The organism is Amycolatopsis sp. NPDC003861 (genome assembly GCF_053605405.1).
This window is the reverse complement of sequence record NZ_JBSGJD010000409.1, coordinates 1-5,278: the sequence shown is the minus strand read 5'-3', so window position 1 is coordinate 5,278 and position 5,278 is coordinate 1. Positions and strand designations below refer to the sequence as shown.

The 5,278-nt window shown below is 71.7% G+C and carries 4 protein-coding genes and 1 pseudogene; 3 read left to right on the top strand and 2 right to left on the bottom strand.

Features of this window, described 5'->3' with window-relative positions; genetic code table 11:
- A pseudogene (locus tag ACWEVN_RS46275) lies at positions 1–330 on the bottom strand (class F sortase); the annotation flags it as partial.
- A gap of 4 nt (positions 331–334) precedes the next feature.
- The gene (locus ACWEVN_RS46270; RefSeq protein ID WP_452055507.1) at positions 335–1,804 is read right to left on the bottom strand and encodes a hypothetical protein; all 1,470 of its coding nucleotides are present in this window, start codon (positions 1,802–1,804) and stop codon (positions 335–337) included.
- Between the two features lie 313 nt (positions 1,805–2,117).
- On the opposite strand from ACWEVN_RS46270, the gene ACWEVN_RS46265 reads away from it, so the two are divergent.
- The 3 genes from ACWEVN_RS46265 to ACWEVN_RS46255 all read left to right on the top strand — a co-directional run bounded on the left by ACWEVN_RS46265 (position 2,118) and on the right by ACWEVN_RS46255 (position 5,243).
- The gene (locus tag ACWEVN_RS46265; RefSeq protein ID WP_310973634.1) at positions 2,118–2,951 is read left to right on the top strand and encodes a Bax inhibitor-1/YccA family protein; all 834 of its coding nucleotides are present in this window, start codon (positions 2,118–2,120) and stop codon (positions 2,949–2,951) included.
- A gap of 193 nt (positions 2,952–3,144) precedes the next feature.
- Positions 3,145–3,831 (top strand): LppU/SCO3897 family protein, encoded by a 687-nt coding sequence (locus ACWEVN_RS46260; protein WP_452055508.1) that lies wholly within the window; start codon positions 3,145–3,147, stop codon positions 3,829–3,831.
- Between the two features lie 152 nt (positions 3,832–3,983).
- Complete coding sequence (locus ACWEVN_RS46255) at positions 3,984–5,243, top strand: YeeE/YedE family protein (RefSeq protein WP_452055506.1); 1,260 nt, start codon at positions 3,984–3,986, stop codon at positions 5,241–5,243.
- Positions 5,244–5,278 lie beyond the last annotated feature (35 nt).

Sequence of the window (5,278 nt, the reverse complement as noted above, 5' to 3'; positions counted from 1 at the left end):
GGGCGCGGCCGGAGCCGGGGACGAGGTGGCCGCCGGGGATGGGGACGGCACCGCGGCCGCGGCTCCCGCCGCCCCCGCGGCGGGCAGCGCCGTACCGGACACGACGGCCACCCGCGGCACGCTGACCACGGAGGAGCCGAACTGCACCGCGAGCACGGTCGCCGCGCCGAGGGCGAAGCCGGTCAGCAGCCGGCCCCGGCCGGGTTTGCGCGCGGGCGGCTCCGGGGGACCGCCGGGCGGTTCGTCCTCGCCGGCCGCCCAGCCGATACCCCGGTGCCATTCCTCGACGAACCAGTCCTCGGCCCGCCAGTCGCCGCCGTGCTCCGCCACGCCGTTACCGCCGGGACGCCCGCCGCGCGGCGACGCCGATCAGCCCGCCCGCCAGCAGCACGAGCAGGCCGAGCCCGGCCAGGCCCGGCCCGGAGTAGCTCGTCTCGACGACGCCCTGCGCCCGCGCGATCGGCTGGTCGCCGGCCGGGATCGCGCGCGGGACCTCGTTCGGCTTGTTCGTCACCGTCAGGGCGAGTGTTTCGCCCGGCTTGACGGTGCCGCACGCCGACGGAGGGTTCTTCGGGTCGAAGGCGTTCGTGTAGCCCGGCGGCGGGCTCGCCTCGACGACGCAGATCTCCTGCGGGGCGCGCAGGTTCTCGACCGTCACGCCGCCGGTCTTGCCGTCGGTGGTGACGACCGCGGGCTTGCCGTCGGCCCCGGTGAGCGGCTTGCCGTCCTGCCCGATGGCCGCGGACGTCTTGTCCTTGCCGGTGATCCGCAGGGCCGCGCCGCCGACGCCCTGGCCCGTGTTCGCGTCCGTTTTGGTCACCTGGACCCGGCCGGGCTTGGCGACGTCGACCACGCCCTGTGCGGTCAGTTCCTTCTCGCCGCCGGTGGAGACGACCCGCTGCACCTTGGTGTCGACCGGCACCCGCACGTACGGCCGGTCGGCCGGAGCGGACAGCGCGGCCACGAGCTTCGGCTGGTCGCCGGTCGGGGTCAGCTTCACCGTCACGGTGCCGTCGGCGCCCGTCTTGAGCGTGACGTCCTTCGCGGCGGCCTGCGGGCTCGAGTTCCCGGCCGCGGCGTCCGCCTTCCCAGAGGCCTCACCGTCGAGGGTGGCGGCGGTCGCCGTCAGCTTCACCGGGACGTCCGGGACGCCCTTGTCCTTGGCGTTCTTCACGGTGACCGTCCACTCGGCGGCCTCGCCGGGGTGCTGGTCGCCCTTCGGCGTGGTCACCGAGGCCGTCCACGGCCCGCGGTTGGCTTCGGCGTCGGTCTTCAGCCGGTCGACGGCCTCCTTGGCGTCCACGGGCAGGAGGTCGAGGTGGTACTTCGCGTCGTAACCGATCTTGTCGTAGCCGAGCGACGGGTCCAGGTCGGCCGCCGTGCGCGGGGCGGCGGTCCACGAGTGCAGCAGGTGGGCGAGCGCGGCGGCTTCGGCGGGCTTCTTCGTGTCGCCGTAGCGCAGCAGCAGGTAGGAGATGTTCGCCGCCTGGTCGGCGGGCAGCTTGGTGCCCCACTTCGTGAGCAGCTCGTCGCCCGGCTTGTACTGCTCGTCGGTGTCGGGCGCCTTGAGCTGGAAGCTCACGCAGAAGACCTGCGCCCCGCCGACGAGGTACGAACCGAGCCAGTTGCGGCTGGGCCGCGGGGTCATGTCCTGGCCCGGCTTGACCTCGTAGCCGATGCCCTCCTGGCTCGCGGCCGAGGCGGCGGGCGCGCCGGCGGTCACGGAGAGCGTGCCGAGCAGGGCCGCGGCGACGAGCCCGGTCAGCGCGCGAGCACCCGCGCGCGGGTGTGTTGACCACCCCATGTGTCAATGCTCCTTCGTTGGACGCGCGGCAGCGCCCGGCGTCTCTGCAGGTCACACGACTGATCAAAACCCCGACACGCGTTCGGTGAACGTCCGAGCACGCGAGGTGAGCGTTGCGCCAAGGGGCGAAACTGTGTACCGCTCTTCGGGTGGCTGTCGGCGAACGGTCGTGATGTCCGTCGCTTACCGTGTCGTCCGAGGCAGCCGGCCTGCCGTCGAGTAAAGTCGTCTTTACTCGACGGGAACCCCGCGCCCGCGGCGGTCGTTGAACCCGATGCAGCGATGATCCAAGCAGCAGATCCAGGAGGATCAGGTGCGTTCCAGTAGCAACCCGGCGTTCCGCAACCTGCCCGGCGGCGGAACCCAGACTTACGGGCAGTACGGGCCCCCGGTGGGCTTCAACCAACCCCAGGGCGGCGTGCCCGGGTACGGCCCCGGCCAGGCCGCCTCCGGCGAGGGCGACCGGCCGATGACCGTCGACGACGTCGTCGTCAAGACGGGCATGTCCCTCGGCGTCGCGCTGCTCGTCGGGGTGGTCACCGGGATCTGGGCCCAGGTCCAGATCGCCGAGACCGGCCGGCTCTCCGGCGCGCTCATCGGCGCGATGCTCGGCGGCTTGATCGTCGGGCTCGTCATTTCGCTGGTGATCATCTTCCGCCAGAAGCCGAGCGGCGCGCTGACGCTGACGTACTCCGCGGCCGAAGGCTTGTTCCTCGGTGCGCTGAGCGGCGTCTTCGAAGCGATCTACCCCGGTATCGCGCTGCAGGCGATCATCGGTACCGCGGGTGTGTTCATCGGCATGCTGGTCGTCTACAAGACCGGCGCGGTCAAGGTCACGCCGAAGCTGACCAAGTGGATCGTCGGCGCCGTCGTGGGTGTCGCCATCCTGATGCTGTTCAACCTGATCAGCTCGCTGGCGTTCGGCTTCAACCCGCTGCGCGACGGCGGCCCGCTGGCCATCGTGTTCAGCCTCGTCTGCATCGGCATCGCGGCCTTCAGCTTCCTGCTCGACTTCGACCAGGCGGACCGGATGATCCGCGAGGGCATGCCGTCGAAGTGGGCCTGGTACACCGCGTTCGGCCTGATGACCACGCTGGTCTGGCTGTACCTCGAGATCCTGCGGCTGCTCTCGTACTTCCGCGAGTAACCTGGCTCACAGTTCCGCAGTGAAGGCGCTCCGTAACCGGCGGGGCGCCTTTTCTGTGGGTAATTAGTGCAAATAGGGACCCCGCTGCGGACTCCGCTCACCCTGCGTGTTTGATAACCCGGTCGGTTCTCATTTCACATGTGTGAGGTTCACAGTGAGCGTTCCCCCTCCGGCCCCCGGGGGCCAGCAGCCGGTGGGTCAGCCCGATCCCTACGCACCGCCTCCCGGCGGCCAGCCGCAGCAGCCGTACGGCCAGCCCGGCCAGTACGGGCAGCCGCAGGGCCAGCCGGGCCAGTTCGGCCCGCCGCCCGGCCAGTTCCCGCCCGGCGGCCAGCCCGGCTTCCCGCCCGCGCCGCCGAAGCGCTCGAAGGCGCCCCGGCTGATCCTGGGCGGCATCGGCGCCATCGTGGTGGTCGCGATCGTGATCATCGGGATCGTCTCGTTCATGAAGTCCCCGGCCACCTCGAACGCCGGTGACTGCCTCACCATCACCGAGTTCACCCAGGGCGGCGACGACCCGGCGAAGGCCGACTGCAACGACCCGAAGGCGAACGTCAAGATCGCCAAGAAGCTGGAGACCTCCTCCGAGGACTGCCCCGGCGGCCCGACCGCGGGCTACGACACCTACTCGGTCAGCGGCCGCAGCTCGTACAAGCTGTGCCTGATGATCAACGCGAAGCAGGGCGACTGCCTGGCGAACTTCACGTCCCAGACCAAGGGCTACCTGAAGGTCCCGTGCACCGACCCGACCAAGGACGGCGAGCTCGTCAAGGTCGTGACGGGCCAGGCGGACAAGAGCGTCTGCGAGGGCACCGACGCCACGCGCGTAGCGGTCTACCCGGAGCCGGCGACGACGATGTGCGTGAAGACGAACGAATAACGCAGGTTCCGTGAAGGGCCCCCTCGCCGGCGAGGGGGCCCTTTCGCGTACCCGGATTGCTCCGTTCGTCCCACACTGTGCGACGGGCTGCGACAGCCCGGTCACCCGTCCTAGCTTGTGATCGTCCTGCCCGCCCGAGCCTGGAGCAGCCCGTGGCGACGACCCAATCCCCGCTCGGGGCCAAGCACTTTCCCACCTCCTGCGCAGCGCCCGTGCCGCGGCCGGAAGACCCCGTCAAGATCGGGCCCCTCGCGGTCGCCGGCGTGCTCGCGGCCGGCCTGACCTGGTACGTCTGGGCGAGCCAGGGCGCCAAGTTCGGCGTCCTGCTGCTGCTCGGCCTCGGGCTCGGCCTCGCGCTGTTCCACTCGCGCTTCGGCTTCACCTCGGCGTGGCGGCAGCTGATCGCCGTCGGCAACGGCCAGGGCCTGCGCGCCCACACCGTCCTGCTCGGCACCGCCGCGACGCTCATCGCGCTGATCGCGGGCACCGGCAGCGGCCTCTTCGGCAGCAAGCCGGCGCCGGCCGCGGGTGCGCTCGGCCTCGCCCTCTTCGCCGGCGCGACCCTCTTCGCGATCGGCATGCAGCTCGGCGGCGCCTGCGCGTCCGGGACGCTGTTCGCCGTCGGCTCCGGCCAGTCCGCGATCGTGCTGACCCTCGGCGGGTTCGTCGCCGGCTCGGTGCTCTACACCTGGGCGTACCCGGTGCTGTCCGGCTGGCCCGAGCTGAAGGGCGTGCTGCTGTCCGACCACGTCGGCTGGTTCGGCTCGTGGGCGATCACCATCGCCGTCCTCGCTGGGATCGTCCTCGTGACCCGGGCGGTGCAACGCCGCCGGACCCCGCCGCCGGTGGACGTCGTCCCGACCGCGCGCGGCTTCGCCCGGGTCTTCCGCGGCTCGTGGCCGATGCTCGCCGGCGCGGTCGTGCTGGGCGTGCTGGCCGCCGCGGTGTTCCTCGTCTCCGGCGGGATCTGGGGTATCACCAGCGCGTTCGCCCTGTGGGGCGCGAAGGTCCTGCAGGTGTTCGGGCTGCACCCGGAGACGTGGGAGTTCTGGCGGCTGAAGGCCAACGCGACGTCGCTGGCCGGCCCGATCTGGCGCGACAAGACCAGTCTCACCGACATCGGCATCATGATCGGCGCCGCGGTGGCCGCCGCGGCCGCGGGCGCGTGGAAGATCCACAGCTCGATCCCGTGGCGCACGGCGGCCGCGGCGCTCATCGGCGGCGTCCTGATGGGCGTCGGCGCGCGCATGGCGGGCGGCTGCAACATCGGCGCGTACCTGGGCGGCATCTCGACGGGCAGCCTGCACGGCTGGCTGTGGGGCGTGTTCGCCCTCGGCGGCACGTGGATCGGCCTGAAGCTGCGGCCGCTGTTCGGGCTCGCGAACCCGGAACCGGCCGACAGCGTCTGCTGACGCCGGCTTTCAAGCGCCCCAATGTGGCGTTCGGT

Excerpts from the sequence above, each read along its gene's own strand:
- ACWEVN_RS46270 (WP_452055507.1), bottom strand. The coding sequence starts at position 1,804 with ATGGGGTGGTCAACACACCCGCGCGCGGGTGCTCGCGCGCTGACCGGG.